Below are 16,997 nucleotides of genomic sequence, written 5' to 3' on the forward strand. Positions count from 1 at the left end.
CGACCTCCCGGGACGGTCTTGATCACGCTGAGTGGCCTACATCATGCCGGGTGCGCGATGTGCGGTGGCACGCACCCCCGACTGCGCGAGGTGCCCGGACGGCTACGGCGGGTACCGATTCTCACCGCGGGTGCCGTTGCGGATACCGGGGAGATTCGGGTGCGGTTTCCGCCACATGATGGATCCCCCGAATGCCCTGCAATTCCGTTAGCGGTGCCATTAGCCTCGTTGCCCGACTTGAACGGTTGTGCGCCAGTGCGCAGCCGGTCTGCTGCGGGCGGCCCAGCGCCGGCCGCGAGGAATTGTCCCCGAGGGCTAGAGGGTCCCGTGTTAACGAGATATCTGAAGAAGCACACCAACCCCCCGGTGTTCATCGTCTCCGCGCTGATCACCGTGGGGTTCGTGCTGTGGGGCGTACTCGCACCGGGCACCATGTCCGACGTCGCCACCGACGTGAACAGCGTCATCACCACGAACTTCGGCTGGTTCTACATCATCAGCGCCACGTTCTTCCTGCTGTTCGTGGTGGTGTTGCTGTTCACCCGGTGGGGCTCGGTCCGCCTGGGTCCGCAGGACTCCAAACCGGAGTACTCCAACACCGCCTGGTTCGCGATGCTGTTCACGGCGGGCATGGGCATCGGGCTGGTCTACTACGCGGTCAGCGAGCCGATCAGCCACTACCTGGAACCGCCGGTCGGCGAAGGCGGCACGCAGGATGCCGCGAGCAACGCGATGAACTACACGTTCTTCCACTGGGGCGTGCACCCGTGGGCGATCTACATCGTGCTCGGCATGGCGCTGGGCTACTTCGCCTTCCGCAAGGGGCTGCCGATGCGCCCCGCGTCCGCGTTCTACCCGCTGATCGGGGACCGGATCTACGGGTGGATCGGCAACCTCGTCGACGTGCTCGCCGTGTTCGGCACGTTGTTCGGGCTGGCCACCTCGCTGGGCATCGGCGGCCAGCAGGTCGGCGCCGGCCTGGAGACGCTGTTCGGCGTCGAGAACACCACCACGCTGCAGCTGGTGCTGATCCTGGGCATCACCGCGATCGCGATCGTGTCGCTGATGCTCGGGCTGGACAAGGGACTCCGCAGGCTGGCGCTGGTCAACCTGTGGTTGGCGATGGCGCTGATGCTGTTCGTGTTCTTCTTCGGGCCCTCGCTGGACCTGCTCAACTCGCTGGCCACCAACGTCGGCCACTACGTGCAGAACCTGCCGCAGACCAGTTTCGAGACGTTCCCGAACGATCCCTCCGGGCAGGAATGGCAGTCCGCGTGGACGCTGTTCTACTGGGGCTGGTGGATCTCCTGGTCGCCGTTCGTGGGCATGTTCATCGCCCGGGTCTCCTACGGCCGCACCATCCGGGAATTCGTGCTGGGCGGGCTGTTCGCCCCGGTCGGCGCTTCCATGGTGTGGCTGACCGTCTTCGGCGAGTCCGCGATGTCGCTGCTGCAGGATGACCCGCAGAACCCGCTGGCCCAAGCCGCCGACGAGACCGCCATGTTCGCGCTGCTGCAGCAGATGCCGGTCAGCGAGATCGTCACCATGCTGGCCTCCGCGCTGGCGATCATCGTGGTGGTGCTGTTCTTCGCGACCTCGTCGGACTCCGGTTCGCTGGTGGTCGACATCCTCACCAACGGCGGCGATCCGAATCCGAAGTGGCAGCAGCGGCTGTTCTGGGCCGTGTTGGAGGGGCTCGTCGCCGCGATCCTGCTGGTGGCCAGCGCCAGCAGCGGGGAGGACGCGCTCAGCGCGCTGCAGACCGCGGCGATCCTGGTCGGGCTGCCGTTCTGCGTGGTGCTGCTGGTGATGTGCGTCGGACTGGCCAAGGGTCTGGCCGGGGAGCGCGTCGTGGTGCACACCATTCCGCACCCGGCTGACGCGCTGCGCTCCAGCAGCGGCAAGCAGGAGGCCGAGCCGGAAGCCGAACCGGAGCAGCCGGTCGGCTCGGGCGCCGGTTCCTGACCGGGCTCCCGCGAAATCCGGGGCCCGCGGTCGCTGTCGACGACCGCGGGCCCCGTTCTCGTTCAGTCCGGCAGCAGCCGGGGAACGAGCCGCACGTACAGCGCCATGCCCAGCACCTCGACCAGCGTCTGGGCCACCACGACGACGGCGGCCACCGAGAGCGCATCCGGCAGCGCGAGGGCCAGCGGCAGCACCACCAGCGAATTGCGGGTGGCGCCGGTGAACACGATCGCCCGGCCCGCGGGTACGTCCAGCCGCAGCGACCGCGCCACCAGCACGCCCAGCAGCGGCATCAGCACGAGGAACGCCACGTAGAACGGCAGCACGCGCAGCGCCGCCACCGCCCCGGTGCCGAGCCCGGCGACCTGGGACGCGACCACCACCAGCAGCGTGGCCGCCATCAGCGGCACCATCGCCGAGCCCGCCGCAGCAGCGGTGATCCGGCCGCTGCGGTGCCGCCGGGCCCAGGACTGCGTCGCCCACGCCAGCGCCAGCGGGAGCACGATCAGCACCAGGAAGGCCCGCACGAACGGCCTCGGTTCGACGACGTCGCCGAGTCCCGGGCCCAGGAACAGCAGCAGGAACCCGGGCAGCAACGCCATCTGCGCGAGCAGCAGCAGCGGTGTCGCCGCCAGCAGCTGGCGGCTGCGCGCACCGGCCAGTCCGCTGAACACGATCACGTAGTCCACGCACGGCGTCAGCAGCACCAGCAGCACGCCCAGCCGCACCGCCCGGTCGGCGGGCAGCAGCGGCCACATCGCGGCCACCACCAGCGGCGCCACCGCGAAATTGATCACCAGCGCGGCGGCCAGGAACCGCCCGTCCCGCGCGGCCGCGACCAGTTGCGCGGCCGGTACCTGCAGGAACGTTGTGTAGAGCAGCGCGGCCAGCACCGGGTTGATCGTCGGTTCCAGTGCCGCCCCGGCAGCCGGTGCGGCCAGCCCGAGCACCGCTCCGGCGGCGATCGCGGCCAGGTAGGCGGTGACCTGGTGGTGTTCCACCCGCGCCACCAGTCGGCTGCCGAACGACACGTGCGCCCCCCGTCCGGGCGGGATCGGTTCCCGCCGCCCGGAGTCTCGCACCGGGTGGTCGTCAGCTCCCGGTCGACTCCACCGGGTGGCGCCGGTACGCGCGGTTGCGCAGGCCCAACACCACCGAGGCGACCGTGGCGGCCAGCACCGAGGCCACCAGCACCGCCGTCTTGACGTGATCCACCCGCGGATCGCCGGTGTCGAAGGCCAATTCGCCGATCAGCAGTGACACCGTGAAGCCGATCCCGGCCAGCAGCGACACCCCGAGGACGTCCCACCAGGACAGACCGGGATCCAGACTGGCGCGGGTGAACCGGGAGACGATCCAGGACGAACCGAGGATGCCGATCACCTTGCCCAGCAGCAGGCCGCACACGACGCCCAGCGCCACGGTGCTCGTCATCGCTTCCCGCAACGCGGGCCCGCTCAACGACACGCCCGCGGCGAACAGGGCGAACAGCGGAACGGCCAGGCCCGCCGAGAGCGGACGCCACAGGTGCTCGAAGTGCTCGGCGAGCCCGGGGCGGTCGCCGCGGGCGAGCACCGGGACGGTGAAGCCCAGCAGCACACCGGCGATCGTGGCGTGCACGCCCGATTCGTGCACGAAGTACCAGGCGAGCAGCGCCAGCGGCAGCAGCGCCCACCACCAGGTGCGACCGCGTTGCACGAGCAGCCCGAACAGCAGGATCGGCACCACCGCGACGCCGAGCAGGCCCGGGTGGAAGTCATCGGTGTAGAACAACGCGATGATGGTGATCGCCAGCAGGTCGTCCACCACGGCCAGCGTCAGCAGGAAACCGCGCAGCGATGCGGGCAGGTGCGAAGACACCACGGCCAGCACGGCCAGCGCGAAGGCGATGTCGGTGGCGGTGGGGATCGCCCAGCCGCGCAACGCTTCCGGTCCCGCGGTGACGTTCACGGCCACGTAGAACAGCGCCGGGACCAGCATGCCGCAGATCGCGGCGATGACCGGGACCGCGGCCCGCGCGGGATCGCGCAGGTCACCGGTGACGAACTCGCGCTTGAGCTCCAGGCCCACCACGAAGAAGAACACGGCCAGCAGCCCGTCCGCGGTCCAGTGCGCGATGTCCAGGTCCAGGCCCAGCGCTTCGCCGCCCGGCCACGGGACCCAGGTGCGCACGGCCTCATAGGTGTCGCCCCAGGGCGTGTTGGCCCAGATCAGCGCGAGCGCTGCCGCGGCGATCAGCAGGACACCGCCCACCGTCTCGGTGCGCAGGATGGAAGCAAGGGCGAGCCCGCCGCGGCTCGGGAACAGGGTGCGGCGGGAGGTGTCGTCGGGCATCGGTCCTCATCGGTCGGTCCACTGCGAATCGTGCGATGCCGACCAGACTTCCCGGCGCTCCGTCGGCCGATACTACGCGAACGCCGGAGGCCGTCGTGGGGAGGGGCGGTGCTCAGGTGAGCTCGGCGAATCGCTCGGTGTACGCCGAGCGGCCCGCCACGATGAGCAGGTCGTCCGGGCGGACCACGGTGTCGGCCGTGGCGTAGGTGAAGCCCTCCCCGGGGCGCTTGATGCTGACCACCGTGATGTCGTACTTCGACCGCAGCGCGCTCTCGCTCAGCGAACGCCCCACGGCCTCGGCGGGCGGGGAGGTCTTGACCATCGTGTAGTCGTCCTCGAACTCGATGTAGTCCAGCATCCGGCCCACCACCAGGTGCGCGACCCGCTCGCCCATGTCGTGCTCGGGCAGCACCACGTGATGCGCTCCCACCCGTTCCAGGATGCTGGCGTGCTGGCGGGACACCGCCTTGGCCCAGATGATCGGGACGCCGAAGTCGGCCAGCAGCGAGGTGGTCAGGATGCTGGCCTCCAGATCGGTGCCGATGGCCACCACCGCCCGCTTGAACCGGTGCACCCCGAGCTGGCGCAGCGCGTCGCCGTCGGTGGAGTCCACGACCGCGGCGTGCGTGACCCGGTCGGCGTAGCCGTCCACGACCTTGGGGCGCGTGTCGAGCGCGAGGACCTCGGTGTGCTGGCGCATCAGCTCGGTGGCCAGCGAACCGCCGAACCGGCCCAGCCCGATGATCACCGCGCGGTTGTCCGCCCAGTCGTTCTTAGCCAACGATCGGTCGCTCCTCGGGTAGTTCGTACTTGCGCGGGCGGTCCCGCAGGGCCAGCGCGGCGGCCAACGTGACAGGTCCGAGGCGCCCGATGAACATCAGGACCGACATCAGCACGTGCGCCACGGGCGGGAGGTCGGGGGTGATCCCGGTGGACAACCCCACCGTGGCCACCGCGGAGATCGATTCGAACAGCACTTCGTCGAGGGTGAACGGCGTCAGGAGCAGCAGAGTGAGCGTGGTGAGCATGACCAGCGCGACGCTGAGCAGCACGATGGTCAGCGCTTGGCGCTGCACCACGGCGGAGAGCCTGCGCCCCATGGCGTGCACGCTGGGCTCGCCGCGGATCTCGGCGACGATGACGAAAGCCAGGACCGCGAACGTGGTCACCTTGATCCCGCCCGCCGTGCCGGAGCTGCCGCCGCCGATGAACATGAGCACGTCCTGCACCAGCAGCGTCGCCGTGTTCATCTCGCCGATGTCCACGCTGTTCAGGCCGCCGGAGCGCGGCATGACCGCCGCGAAGGCACCGGCCAGCAGCTTGCCCGGCCAGCCCATTCCGCCGAGGGTGTCCCGGTTGTCCCATTCGCCGGCGGTGATGGCGGTGAACCCCGCGATCAGCAGCAGGCCGGTCACCGCCAGGGTGATCTTGGTGTGCAGCGACCACCGGCGCTGCCGCCCGCTGATGCGCCGCCCCAGTTCGAACCACACCGGGAAGCCGAGACCACCCGCCACGACGGCGACGATGACCGTCAGGCAGATCCACGGGTCCTCGGCGAACCGGGTCATGCTGTCGTTGTAGAGCGACAGGCCCGCGTTGTTCCAGGCCGAGACGGCGTGGAACCCGCCGGAGTACAGCGCCTCGGTCGGCGAGTAGCCGTAGGCCAGCGCCAGGCGGGTGGCCAGCACCGCGGTGATCGCCAGTTCGAACAGCAGGCTCAGCTTGATCACACCGGTGATCACCTTGCGCACCTCGCCCAGGCCCAGGCTCTTGGTCTCGCTCTGCGCGGTGAGTTCCATGCGCAGGCCGAGTCTGCGGGAGACCAGCAGCCCGAGCAGCGAGGCCAGCGTCATGATGCCCAGGCCACCGGTCTGGATGAGCCCCAGGATGACCATCTCGCCGAACAGCGACCAATGCTGCTCGGTGTCCACCACGGCCAACCCGGTGATGCACACCGCCGACGTCGCGGAGAACAGGGCCTGCACGAGATCGGTGTCCCGGCCCTCCGCCGAGGCCGCGGGCAGGCTCAGCAGCGCGGTACCGAGCACCACGGCCGCCCCGAAGCCGATGACGACCGTGCGCGCCGGGCGGCCGGCGGCGGGCACCATCCTGGGTTGCCGCTCCGGCGCGCTGTAGCGCCACCCCGGTGTTCCCGGCGCGTTCACCGCGGTGCTCGCACCTTCGTGGACCGCACTTCGGCACTCCTCGTTCTCGGCGTCGGCGATGCATCAGGCGGTCGGCCTGTCCGACGGCGCAGCATAATCCCGCCGAGGCGGTGGTCCCACCGGGGTCTGTGCAGCTCAGGACGGAATTTATCCCGTTTCCGGCTATTGCGCCGTTCGGTGTCGGCGCCCTCGCGCGAGAGACCGGACGAAGGGTGCGAAACCCGCTGCGGCGCCCGGCCGAACGGCGGGATCGCGGCGGCGCGGTCAGTCGGCCAGCCAGCGCAGCGCGAACCACAGGTTCATCCGCACGTCCGGATCGGCCAGGTCCACGCCCAGCGCTTTCTCCGCCTGGGAGATCCGGTGCCGCACGCTGTTGCGGTGCACGCCGAGCTCGGCGGCGGTGCGGTCCCAGCCGCCGTGGCAGGACAGCCAGGTGCGCAGCGTCGGTACCAGCACGTCGTCCCGCCGCTGCAGCAGCGGGGCCAGCAGGCGGTGCGCGAAACCGGCCGCGGCGTCCGGCGGAACCACCTCGGTCAGCGAGCCCTCGTCACCGGCCGCGACCGGGTGGCGCAACGTCCCCGCCCGGTCCAGCAGCAGCCGGACCTCGGGCACCGCGCCCGGCAGGTCGGCGGCCGGGACCGGACCGCCCACCGCGGCCAGCCAGCCGCGCGCCGCAAGCTCGTGCAACACGGCCTCGTCCGGGAGCTGGCGCACCACCGCGGTGAACCGCGCGCGGTCCAGCCGCACCAGCGGGGTGCCCAGCCGCGAGCACAGCCAGGACTGCTCGGTCTCCACGCCGATCCGCTCGTCGCCGCGCCACATCCCGGCCACCAGCCGGTAGCGCTCCGCCGGGAGCGCCGCGGCGGCCACTGCGGCGGGATCCGCGCCGGTCAGCGCAGCCGTGACCGCTGCGCCCAGTCGCGCGGCGCCGGTGAGCGCGTGCGCCACGAGCCCCAGCAGTGCCGCGCCGACCGACATGATCGCCCGGTCACTGCCGCGGAAGCGGGCGCTGCGCCCGGCCAGCAGCAGGTGCTCGGAGGTGGCCTGCGGGTAGACGGGTTGGGCGACCACGTAGGACCCGTCCAGTTCGGCGGTGGCGGTGCGCGTGCCCGTGCCGGCGCGCAACCGGGCGAAGAGCCCGGCGAGTTCGGCGGGCAGCGGATCCGGTGCGCGGCATCCGGCCAGCGGTCGGTCATCCGGCCCGATCAGCGCGCACCAGCCGGACAACCGCGCGGCGAGCTCGCGCAGCACCGCCTGGGGACCGTCGGCGGCGGCCCGGGTCAGCGCCTCGCGCGCCTCGGCGATGCGCTGCTGCTCGCGGTCGGCGGCCCGGGCCAGCGCGCGGGACACCGCCCGGTTGACGGCCAGGAACGGCGTCCGCGGATCGACCACCAGCAGCGGCAGGCCGTGCCGCACGCAGGCCGCCCGCAGCCGTTCCGGCAGCTGCTCGTGCAGGTCCGGTGTTCGGCCGAACGCCAGGGCGCTGACTCCGCACGCCAGCAGTCCGGCGACGTACCCGTTGACCTCCGCGGCGGATCGCGGCAGGTTCACTCCCGCGGTGAGCAGCAGTTCCCCGCCGACCAGGTACGGGCCCGGTTCGCGCAGTTCGCTGACGTGCGCCCAGCGGACCGGGCGCTGCAGCGCACCGTCCGGCAGCGATTCCGGCACCACGCGCACCGCGAGGTCAACGTCGTCGACAACCGCGCGCAACGGCACCGACACCTCGTTGTCCAGATCAACCACGTCGCCTCCGAATCCGGGACGGATCATCCCATTCAACCTGCTCGTGCGGCCGCCTACGGTGACCGCACCACCCGCCGGGAATTCGCCGGGGCCGGCTGGTGCGGCGCGAGAACACTTCCGGGAGGCCGGTTTTGGGTGCCGACTACGCAGTGGTGGGGTTGTACGTCCTGGCCATGCTGGCAGCAGGCTGGTACGGGATGCGACTGGCCCGCACCCGGACCGACTACCTGGTGGCCGGGCGCAGCCTCGGCCCGATCACCTACGCGGGCACCATGTCGGCGGTCGTGCTGGGCGGTGCCTCCACGATCGGTGGCGTCGGCCTGGGCTACGCGCACGGCATCTCCGGGGCGTGGCTGGTGCTCACCATCGGACTGGGGATCTTCGCGCTGCACGCCGTGTTCGCGCGGCGGCTGGTGCGGTTGCGGCTGCACACCGTGTCCGAGCTGCTGGACCTGCGCTACGGCGGATCCACCGGGTTCGTCGCCGGTGCGGTCATGTGGGGCTACACGTTGATGCTGACCGTGACCTCGGTGCTGGCGTTCTCCACCGTGTTCAGCGTCTTCTTCGACATGCCGCGCCCGGTCGCGGTCGCGCTCGGCGGCGGGATCGTGGTCTGCTACGCCTCGCTGGGCGGCATGTGGTCGATCACGCTCACCGATATGGCCCAGTTCTGGCTCATGACAGCGGGTTTCCTGTTCGTGCTGCTGCCGCTCTCGGTGTCCTCGGCAGGCGGGTTCGCCGGGATGCGCGCCGAGCTGGACGCGGCCTTCTTCGATCCGCTGGCCGTCGGCGGCGGCACGATCCTCACCTACGTGCTCGTCTACGGGTTCGGACTGCTCATCGGTCAGGACATCTGGCAGCGCGTGTTCACCGCCCGCAGCGAGGCGTCGGCGACCGGTGGCGGGATCGGTGCTGCGGTCTACTGCGCGATCTTCGCCGTGTCCGGTGCGCTCGTGGGCACCGCCGCGCGCGCCATGTACCCGGGGCTGGGCGATCCGGACGACGCCTTCGCCACGATCGTCGCCGACCTGCTCCCGGTCGGCGTACGCGGACTCGTGCTGGCCGCGGCGCTGTCCGCGCTGATGTCCACGGCCAGCGGCGCGCTCATCGCCTGCTCGACGGTCAGCACGCACGATCTGCTGCCCAAGCTGGGCGGACCGGCGGGCGGGGTGCGCACCGACCGGATCGCCACCGTCGTGCTCGGGGCGCTCGCCATCGGGATCTCGGCCGCGATCGGCGATGTGGTGGCGGCGTTGACCGTGGCCTACAACGTGCTCGTCGGCGGCCTGCTCGTGGCGGTGCTCGGTGGTCTGCTGTGGCGCCGCGGAACGCGCGCCGCCGCGCTGGCCTCCACCGCGACCGGCGCGATCGCGGTGATCGCGGCGATGATCGTGTCCGGTGTGGACGCCAACTCGCCGATCTACCTCGGGCTCGGCGCGAGCCTGGTGGTGTACGTGGTGGTCAGCCTGTGCACCCCGAGCCCGCCGGAGCACGTGCTGCGTGCCTGGGACGAACGGATTTCCGGCGTCCGCGAGCAGGACCCGACGGCGCGGACCACCGCGCCGGAATGAACCGCGGTGCACCGCGGAGGAGAGGAGCAAAGATGAACGACAGCCCGATCGGACCGGCCGATGCTTCGAAGTCCCCGCGGTACGGGGGTTTCGCGACCTTCGCCCGGTTGCCGCGCGCGGACCAGGCCGGGCACCCGGACATCGCGGTGGTGGGAGTTCCCTTCGACACGGGCGTTTCGTACCGCCCGGGTGCGCGGTTCGGGCCCGCCGGGGTGCGCGAGGGCAGCAGGTTGCTGCGCCCGTACCACCCGGGTCTGGACGTGTCGCCGTTCGCGGACAAGCAGGTCGTCGATGCCGGGGACATCGCGGTCAACCCGTTCGACATCGCCGAGGCCATCGAGACGCTGCAGCACGAGGCGGGCGCGCTGATGTCCGGCGGGACCCGGTTGGTCAGCGTCGGTGGCGACCACACCATCGCGCTGCCCCTGCTGCGCGCCGCGGCCGCCGAGCACGGGCCGGTGGCGCTGCTGCACTTCGACGCGCACCTCGACACCTGGGACACCTACTTCGGGGAGCCGTACACGCACGGCACCCCGTTCCGCCGGGCCGCGGAGGAAGGTCTGCTGGACACCAGCGCGCTGTGCCACGTGGGCACCCGCGGCCCGCTGTACGGGCGCTGGGACCTCTCCGAGGACCAGCGGCTCGGGTTCGGCATCCACACCTCGGCGGACGTGCTGCACGCGGGGGTGACCGGGACGGTGGACGCGCTGCGCCAGCGGGTCGGTTCCCGACCGCTGTACATCTCGGTGGACATCGACGTGCTCGACCCCGCGCACGCGCCCGGCACCGGAACCCCGGAAGCCGGGGGCATGACCAGCCGCGAGCTGCTGGAGATCCTGCGCGGCCTCCGCGACTGCAACCTGATCGGGGCCGATGTCGTGGAGGTGGCACCGGCCTACGACCACGCGGAGATCACCGCGATCGCCGCCGCGCACGTCACGTACGACCTGGTCAGCCTGCTGGCCTTGCGCGGAGCCTGAGGATGGGTACGGGCAGGACCGCGCTGGTGGGCGGCATCGAGCAGCACGGCATCGCGCCGATCCCGGTCGCCGAGCAGACGTCGCGCCCGCGCGACCTGTTCCGGTTGTGCTTCGGCGGCGCGAACACGTTCGCCACCATCGTGCTCGGCACGCTGCCGATCGCCTACGGGCTCGGCTTCTGGGCCGCACTGTCGGCCACCGCGGTGGGGGTGGTCGCCGGTGCGCTGGTGCTCGCGCCGATGGCGCTGTTCGGCCCGGTGACGCGCACCAACAACGCGGTGTCCTCCGGGGCGCATTTCGGGGTGGTCGGCCGGTGCATCGGATCGTTGCTGTCCCTGCTGACGGCGGTGACGTTCTTCGCGATCTCGGTGTGGGTCAGCGGGGACGCGATCGCCGGTGCGGCGCTGCGGTTGACCGGGTCCGACGGCGGGGCGGTGCTGCGGGCCGCGGCCTACGGGGTGATCGCGGTCGCGGTGGTGCTGGTGTGCGTGCACGGCTACCGGTTCCTGCTGCTGGTCAACCGGGTCGCGGTGGTGCTCGGCACGGTGATCGTGCTGCTGGGTGCCGTCGCGTTCGCCACCCGGTTCGACCCGGCTTATCCGGGCACCGGGGACTACGCGCTGGACGGGTTCTGGGCCACGTGGGTGTTGGCGGCGCTGACCGCGATGGCCAACCCCGTGTCGTTCGGGGCCTTCCTCGGCGACTGGTCGCGCTACATCCCCGCATCGGTGCCGCGCGGGCGGTTGCTGGGTGCGCCGCTGCTGGCGCAGCTGGCGACGCTGCTGCCGTTCGGATTCGGGATCGCCACCGCGACGCTGGTCCCGGACGTGGATGACTACGTCGCCGGGCTGACGGCCGTCGCCCCGCCCTGGTACGCCGCGGCGCTGGTCGTGGTCGCGCTGGTGGGCGGGCTGTCCACCGGCACCACCGCGCTGTACGGGACCGGGCTGGACTTCTCCTCGCTGATCCCGCGGCTCAACCGGGTGCGCGCCACCGCGGTGGTCGGAATACCGGCAGTGGTCCTGGTTTTCGCGGGAAGCTTCGCGCTGGACGTGGTCGGCAGCATCAACGCCTTCGCCACGCTCATCGTGCTGTGCACCTCGCCGTGGATGGTGGTGCTGATGACCGGGTACTGCATGCGCCGCGGCCACTACGATCCGGACGACCTGCAGGTGTTCAACGAGGGCCGCCGCGGCGGGCGGTACTGGTACGGCCGCGGGTGGAACTGGCGCGCGCTGACCGCGTGGCTGGTGGCCGCGGTGCTCGGGCTGCTCACCGCGCACACCCCGGTGATCGCCGGCCCGCTGCGCGATATCGCGGGTGGTCCGGACATCAGCCTGCTCTGCGCGCTGGCGACCGCGGCGCTGCTGCACCCGCTGCTGGTCGCGCTGTTCCCCGAACCCGCCGCGGTCTACGGTCCGGACGGGCCGAAGGGGGCGTTCGGGCGCCGGTCCGGCGAGCCGGTCACTCCCGGGCGGCGCGGATGATGGCCTCGATCCGCCGGGAGTGCGCGCCGCGCCAGTAGACCTTGCCGCACTCCGGGCAGCGCGCGTACTCGTCGTGGGTGCGCAGCGTCCCCGCTTCCAGTTCGGCCCGGACCTCGTCCTTGTCCGCCGGCCGCAGCAGTCCGTTGCACGCGGTGCACCGGGTCCACGGGGCGAGCTCCGGGCGGAACCGGTCGAGCACGTCGGCGAGCTGGTCGTCCGGGGCCGTGCCGCGCACGTGCGCACCCGCGGGCAGGGCCGCCCGCTGCAGCAGACCGCGGTCCCTGCTGAGCAGCACCCGGTCCTCGATCCGGGAGCGGTGCACGAGCTGCCGGTCGTCCGCGTCGTTGCGGTAGGCGGTGTCCAGCCCGAGCAGGCGCATCCGCCGGGCGAGCTTGCCGAGGTGCACGTCGAGCAGGAACCGTGTTCCCGGCTGAGGGCGCGGCACCGCGTCCACCTGCAGGACCGTGCCGGGCGCCGGGCGGTGCGCGGGCGCCACCGGTCCGCCTCCGGTGCGCAGCGAACCGACCTCGGTCAGCGGTACGCCCAGAGATTGGACGATGTGGCCCGCGGTGGCCGTGCCGTCGTGCGCGACCCGGACCGGCCCCGGCCGGTGCCTGCGGTCGAGGAAGAACTGCAGCGCGGGGTCCAGGTGCACCTGCACCGGCGTGTCCATGCCGACAGTGTGCCGGGCCGCGGGCAGCACCGCGGCAGCGCCGAACATCACCGCTTCGGGTGGCATGCCCCGACGGATCGACTCGCCACGATCTTGGCGGACAGGGGTTTTCGCGATCACAAGGCGCCGCACTGATCACCTGGATCGGGGATCCGAGGTCGGGGCGCGGCAGGGAGTTCGCCGGGTGCGCGCCCCGCGGCTCTGCCAGACTCCCTCGTCGCCAAACCTGATCAACACCAGACAGGAATTCGGTGTGCGAAGCCATCCGCGAAGTCTGTCCACGCCGGTGCACGTCGTCGGAGCCGGCGGCTTGGGAAGAGAAGTCCTCGACGCGCTGTTCGCCGTTCCGGTTCCCGCCGACGAGCTCGTGTTCGTCGACGACCACGTGCGCAACTCGCACCTGCACGGTGTTGCGGTGCTGCGCCCGGAAGACGTGCGCGGCGGCAGGTTCATCGTGGCGGTGGGCGATCCGCAGCTGCGCCGGGACCTGTGCGCGCGCATGGTCCAGCAGGGCGCCAGCGCGACCGCCGTGGTGCACCCGGCCGCGACCATCGCCCACGACGCCGTGCTGGCACCGGGATGCCTGGTGTTGGCCAACGCGTACGTCTCCACCGGAACGCGGCTGGAAGCGCACAGCCAGGTGCAGTACAACGCCACGATCGGCCACGACACCTCGTTGGGCGAGTTCGCCACGGTGCTGCCCGGCGCCAACGTCGCGGGTTCCGCGGCGCTCGGCGCGGATGTGCTGATCGGCAGCGGATCCAGCGTGCTGCAAGGGATCGAAGTCGGCGCCGCCACGACCGTCGGAGCAGGCGCGGTGGTCACCAAGCACCACCCGCCGGGCAGGGTGCTGGTCGGGGTTCCGGCGCGGTGAGCGAGGAAACGGAGGGTCGACGTTGACGTGGTCCGACCACCTGCGCGTCGTGCGCGAACGCTGGCGGTTCCTGGTCGCCGGGCTGTTGCTCGGACTCGTGGCGGCCTCGGCCGGGTTGTTCCTCGTGCCACCGAAGTACACGGCCGAAGTCGCCGTGTACGTCTCGGCGCGGGCACCGGACGACGCCGTGGCCGCCTACCAGGGCAACCTGCTGTCCGAGCAGAAGGTCAAGTCCTACGTCCAGCTGATCCGCAACGGCACGGTCGCCCGGGACGTGCTGCGCGAGCTGGAACTCCCGGAATCCGCGGACTCGCTGAGCCGGCGCACCGCGGTCACGTCCGAACCGGACACCGTGCTGTTGAGCATCGAGGTGACCGACCCGGACCCGCTGCAGGCCCGCCGGATCGCCGATAACACCGCGTCCTCGTTCACCGGGCTGGTCTCCCGCCTGGAGTCCGGACCGCGCCAGCAGCCCGACGTGTTGGCCGAAGTGGTGGAACCTGCCACCGCGGAGGGCGTCCCGGTCAGCCCGCGCCCGCTGCCCTGGGCGGCGACCGGACTGCTGGCCGGGCTGGTGCTCGGCTACGCGGCCGCGCTGCTGCGCCACCTCACCGACACCTCGCTGCGCACCCCCGAGCAGTTGGCCGAACTCGTCGACGCCCCGCAGCTGGGCATCACCGCGGCCAACCCGCAGGCCGATTCGGCCCCGCTGGTGGTGCACGCCGCGCCGCATTCGGCCTGCGCCGAGCATTACCGGACCCTGCGCACCAACCTGCAGTTCGTGGACGTCGACAGCCACCGCAAGACCGTCGTGGTCACCAGTCCCGGGATCGCCGAGGGCAAGACGACCACGGTGGTCAACCTCGGCGTGGCGCTGGCGCGCGCCGGGGTCGGGGTGGTGCTGGTGGACGCGGACCTGCGCAGGCCCGCCGTGGCCGACTGCCTGGGTCTGGAAGGTGCCGTCGGGGTGACCAGCGTGCTCAGCGGGCGTGCGGCGCTCGGGGAGGCGCTGCAGAGCTGGGGCGGTGAGCTCGACGTCCTCGCCGGCGGGCAGATCGCGCCGAATCCGAGCGAGCTGCTGCACTCCAGCCGGATGAGCGAGCTGCTCGACGCGTTGCGCAGCCGCTACGAGATGGTGCTGCTGGACGCTCCACCGCTGCTGCCGGTCACCGACGCCGCGGTGCTCACCGCGGCCTGCGACGGGGCGGTGCTGGTGGGCCGCTACAAGTCGACCTCGCGCAGCGACGTGCGCGCGGCCGCCGCGGCACTGGACCGGGTGAGCGCGCGGGTGCTGGGCACCGTGCTGTCCGTGGCCCCGCAACCCGCGCGCAGCTACGGCTACTACGGCTACCACGGGTACCGGTTGCAGGAGTCTCCCGGCCGGGGGGCCGCCCCGGTGCTTCGTGCCGAGCGGCCGGAACCCGCCGAAGCCGTGACGAGCGACTGAGCGGGGCAATCGTGCGCGATGAACAGCACGCGGAACCGGTGCGCCGCAGCGGGCGTCGGCGCCGGGTCCTGCTCGGCGCGGCGGCCGCGGGGCTGGTGCTGCTGCTGGTCGTAGCGGGCGGCGCGGTACTGGCCCTGAACAGCGCGCTGAGCGGGATTCGTCGCGATCCGCCGCGCGCGGACGCCCCCGCATCCGCCGCGCCCGGCGAGCCGGTGAACCTGCTCCTGGTGGGGGTCGACGCCGCGGAACCGGGAAGTCCGGCGGAGTTCGAGCCCGGCGCGCAGCGCAGCGATGTGGTCATGCTGGTGCACGTCAGCGCGGACCGCAGCAGTGTCGGCGTGGTCTCGCTGCCGCGCGATCTGTGGGTCGAGGTGCCCGGTGCGGGCCGCAACAAGCTCAACGCGTCGTTCGGCCAGGGCGGGATCGACGCGCTGCACCGCACCGTCGCCGCGCTGACCGGTGTGCGCCCGGACCACTACGCGGTGGTGGGCTTCGACGGCTTCCGCGCGCTGACCGATGCGGTCGGCGGTGTCGAGGTCGACGTCGACGAGCCGTCCGCGACCGGTGAGCACCGGTTCGACGCGGGGACCAACCACTTCGACGGGGAACGCGCGTTGGCCTACGTGCGGCAGCGCAGCGGGCTGGAAGGCGGCGATCTCGACCGCGCGCGCCGCCAGCAGGACGTGCTGCAAGCGCTGTCCGCGCAGGTGCTGTCCCGGGATACCGCCACCGACCCCGGCAGGCTGTTCGGCGTGCTGGAGGCGTTCGGGCGGCACGCGACGCTCGACGCGGGGCTCAGCAATGCCCGCATCCGCGATCTGGCCTGGCAGATGCGCGGCGTCCGGCCCGCCGACGTGCAGCTGCTGACCGCGCCGGTGGCGGGCAGCGGGCAGGAGGACGGACAGTCGGTGGTCCACCCGGACGAGGAGCGGGCCGGGCAGCTGTGGGACGCGCTGCGCGAGGATGCGCTGCAGGCCTACGCGGACCGGTTCCCGGACGCCGTGCGAGGCGGTGCCGGATGACCGCGGAGTTCACCGTGCTGTTCGTGTGCACCGGGAACGTGCGCCGCTCGGCCTTCGCCGAACTCGCCGCCGCGCAGCGGTTCGCCGCGGATCCGCGCTCGTGCGGGCGCATTCGCACCACCAGCGCCGGTACCCGTGCTGTGCCGGGCTTGCCGATCGATCCGCGCATCGCCGCCGAGTTGGACCGCCGCCGGGTTCCCGGTGCCGCCGCGTTCGCCTCGGCGCGACTCGGCACCGCGAGCATCGCGGCGGCCGACCTGGTGCTGACCGCGCACCGCGGGCACCGGTCGGCGGTGGTGGAGCTCGTGCCGACCGCCGTGGCAAGGACGTTCTGCCTGCTGGAGTTCGCCCGGCTCGCCGCGCTCTGCGCACCCGGCGTTCCCGATGTCGACCCGGTTTCCCGGATCGCGGAGTTGACGCGCGCGGCCGCGCGGGCACGCGGGACCGCGGGGTACATCACCGATGCCGACGACCGGATCGCGGACCCGGCGCCCGAGACGGGCGGTGCGTCCAGTCGCTCGCGGGTGATCGGCGGAGCGCTGTGCCGGATCGCGGCATCGCTGCGCGTTCCCGGTGCGAACGACCGAACCAGCCGCGATGCACCGGGTTTCGCATCGATGATCTTCCAGCGGGCGCCGGGTGCGAACCGGTGTTAGGTTCCGCATGCGGACAGCGGTTCCGGCTATTCCGCCCGGTCCCGCGCGTGGGTGCGAACCGCCCCGCGCGGGAGGGGTCT

General features: G+C 72.0%; 14 protein-coding genes. 8 read left to right on the top strand and 6 right to left on the bottom strand.

Annotation, left to right across the window (positions count from 1 at the left end; all coding sequences use genetic code 11):
* Window positions 1–327: 327 nt before the first annotated feature.
* Window positions 328–1,965, top strand: coding sequence for a BCCT family transporter (locus tag IQ251_RS18685; protein WP_193930192.1), 1,638 nt, complete (start codon window positions 328–330; stop codon window positions 1,963–1,965).
* Between the two features lie 62 nt (window positions 1,966–2,027).
* Here IQ251_RS18685 and IQ251_RS18690 read toward each other — a convergent pair whose 3' ends face one another.
* From IQ251_RS18690 to IQ251_RS18710, 5 genes are all read right to left on the bottom strand, one after another.
* A complete protein-coding gene (locus IQ251_RS18690) occupies window positions 2,028–2,996 on the bottom strand; it encodes a bile acid:sodium symporter (RefSeq protein WP_193930194.1) in 969 nt (322 codons plus the stop codon).
* Between the two features lie 61 nt (window positions 2,997–3,057).
* Window positions 3,058–4,272 (bottom strand): Na+/H+ antiporter NhaA, encoded by a 1,215-nt coding sequence (gene nhaA / locus IQ251_RS18695; protein ID WP_370591502.1) that lies wholly within the window; start codon window positions 4,270–4,272, stop codon window positions 3,058–3,060.
* Window positions 4,273–4,411: 139 nt separating this feature from the next.
* Window positions 4,412–5,080, bottom strand: a complete 669-nt coding sequence (locus IQ251_RS18700) for a potassium channel family protein (protein WP_228047591.1) — start codon at window positions 5,078–5,080, stop codon at window positions 4,412–4,414.
* Complete coding sequence (locus IQ251_RS18705; RefSeq protein WP_441007494.1) at window positions 5,073–6,464, bottom strand: TrkH family potassium uptake protein; 1,392 nt, start codon at window positions 6,462–6,464, stop codon at window positions 5,073–5,075. Before IQ251_RS18705 ends, IQ251_RS18700 begins: the two co-directional genes overlap by 8 nt.
* A 264-nt stretch (window positions 6,465–6,728) precedes the next feature.
* On the bottom strand, window positions 6,729–8,207 hold the full coding sequence (locus tag IQ251_RS18710; RefSeq protein WP_370591501.1) for a PucR family transcriptional regulator ligand-binding domain-containing protein: 1,479 nt from the start codon (window positions 8,205–8,207) through the stop codon (window positions 6,729–6,731).
* A 131-nt stretch (window positions 8,208–8,338) separates the two neighbouring features.
* On the opposite strand from IQ251_RS18710, the gene IQ251_RS18715 reads away from it, so the two are divergent.
* From IQ251_RS18715 to IQ251_RS18725, 3 genes are read left to right on the top strand one after another with little or no spacing between them, the layout of a single operon-like run.
* On the top strand, window positions 8,339–9,778 hold the full coding sequence (locus IQ251_RS18715) for a sodium:solute symporter family protein (protein WP_193930200.1): 1,440 nt from the start codon (window positions 8,339–8,341) through the stop codon (window positions 9,776–9,778).
* A 32-nt stretch (window positions 9,779–9,810) separates the two neighbouring features.
* Window positions 9,811–10,758, top strand: coding sequence for an agmatinase (speB, locus tag IQ251_RS18720; protein ID WP_193930202.1), 948 nt, complete (start codon window positions 9,811–9,813; stop codon window positions 10,756–10,758).
* Window positions 10,759–10,760: 2 nt separating this feature from the next.
* On the top strand, window positions 10,761–12,245 hold the full coding sequence (locus tag IQ251_RS18725; RefSeq protein ID WP_193930204.1) for a purine-cytosine permease family protein: 1,485 nt from the start codon (window positions 10,761–10,763) through the stop codon (window positions 12,243–12,245).
* On the opposite strand, the gene IQ251_RS18730 is transcribed toward IQ251_RS18725, so the two are convergent.
* A complete protein-coding gene (locus tag IQ251_RS18730) occupies window positions 12,223–12,984 on the bottom strand; it encodes a Mut7-C RNAse domain-containing protein (protein ID WP_228047593.1) in 762 nt (253 codons plus the stop codon). The genes IQ251_RS18725 and IQ251_RS18730 overlap by 23 nt on opposite strands.
* Here IQ251_RS18730 and IQ251_RS18735 point away from each other — a divergent pair.
* From IQ251_RS18735 to IQ251_RS18750, 4 genes are read left to right on the top strand one after another with little or no spacing between them, the layout of a single operon-like run.
* The gene (locus tag IQ251_RS18735; protein ID WP_228047595.1) at window positions 12,983–13,792 is read left to right on the top strand and encodes a NeuD/PglB/VioB family sugar acetyltransferase; all 810 of its coding nucleotides are present in this window, start codon (window positions 12,983–12,985) and stop codon (window positions 13,790–13,792) included. The two genes, IQ251_RS18730 and IQ251_RS18735, sit on opposite strands and share 2 nt — an antisense overlap.
* Window positions 13,793–13,814: 22 nt before the next feature.
* Window positions 13,815–15,239, top strand: coding sequence for a tyrosine-protein kinase domain-containing protein (locus tag IQ251_RS18740; RefSeq protein ID WP_193930208.1), 1,425 nt, complete (start codon window positions 13,815–13,817; stop codon window positions 15,237–15,239).
* Window positions 15,240–15,250: 11 nt separating this feature from the next.
* Complete coding sequence (locus IQ251_RS18745) at window positions 15,251–16,261, top strand: LCP family protein (RefSeq protein WP_193930210.1); 1,011 nt, start codon at window positions 15,251–15,253, stop codon at window positions 16,259–16,261.
* Window positions 16,258–16,917, top strand: coding sequence for an arsenate reductase/protein-tyrosine-phosphatase family protein (locus IQ251_RS18750; RefSeq protein WP_193930212.1), 660 nt, complete (start codon window positions 16,258–16,260; stop codon window positions 16,915–16,917). Before IQ251_RS18745 ends, IQ251_RS18750 begins: the two co-directional genes overlap by 4 nt.
* Window positions 16,918–16,997: the final 80 nt, after the last annotated feature.

It is taken from the genome of Saccharopolyspora montiporae, assembly GCF_015209505.1.
GTDB lineage: Bacteria > Actinomycetota > Actinomycetes > Mycobacteriales > Pseudonocardiaceae > Saccharopolyspora > Saccharopolyspora montiporae.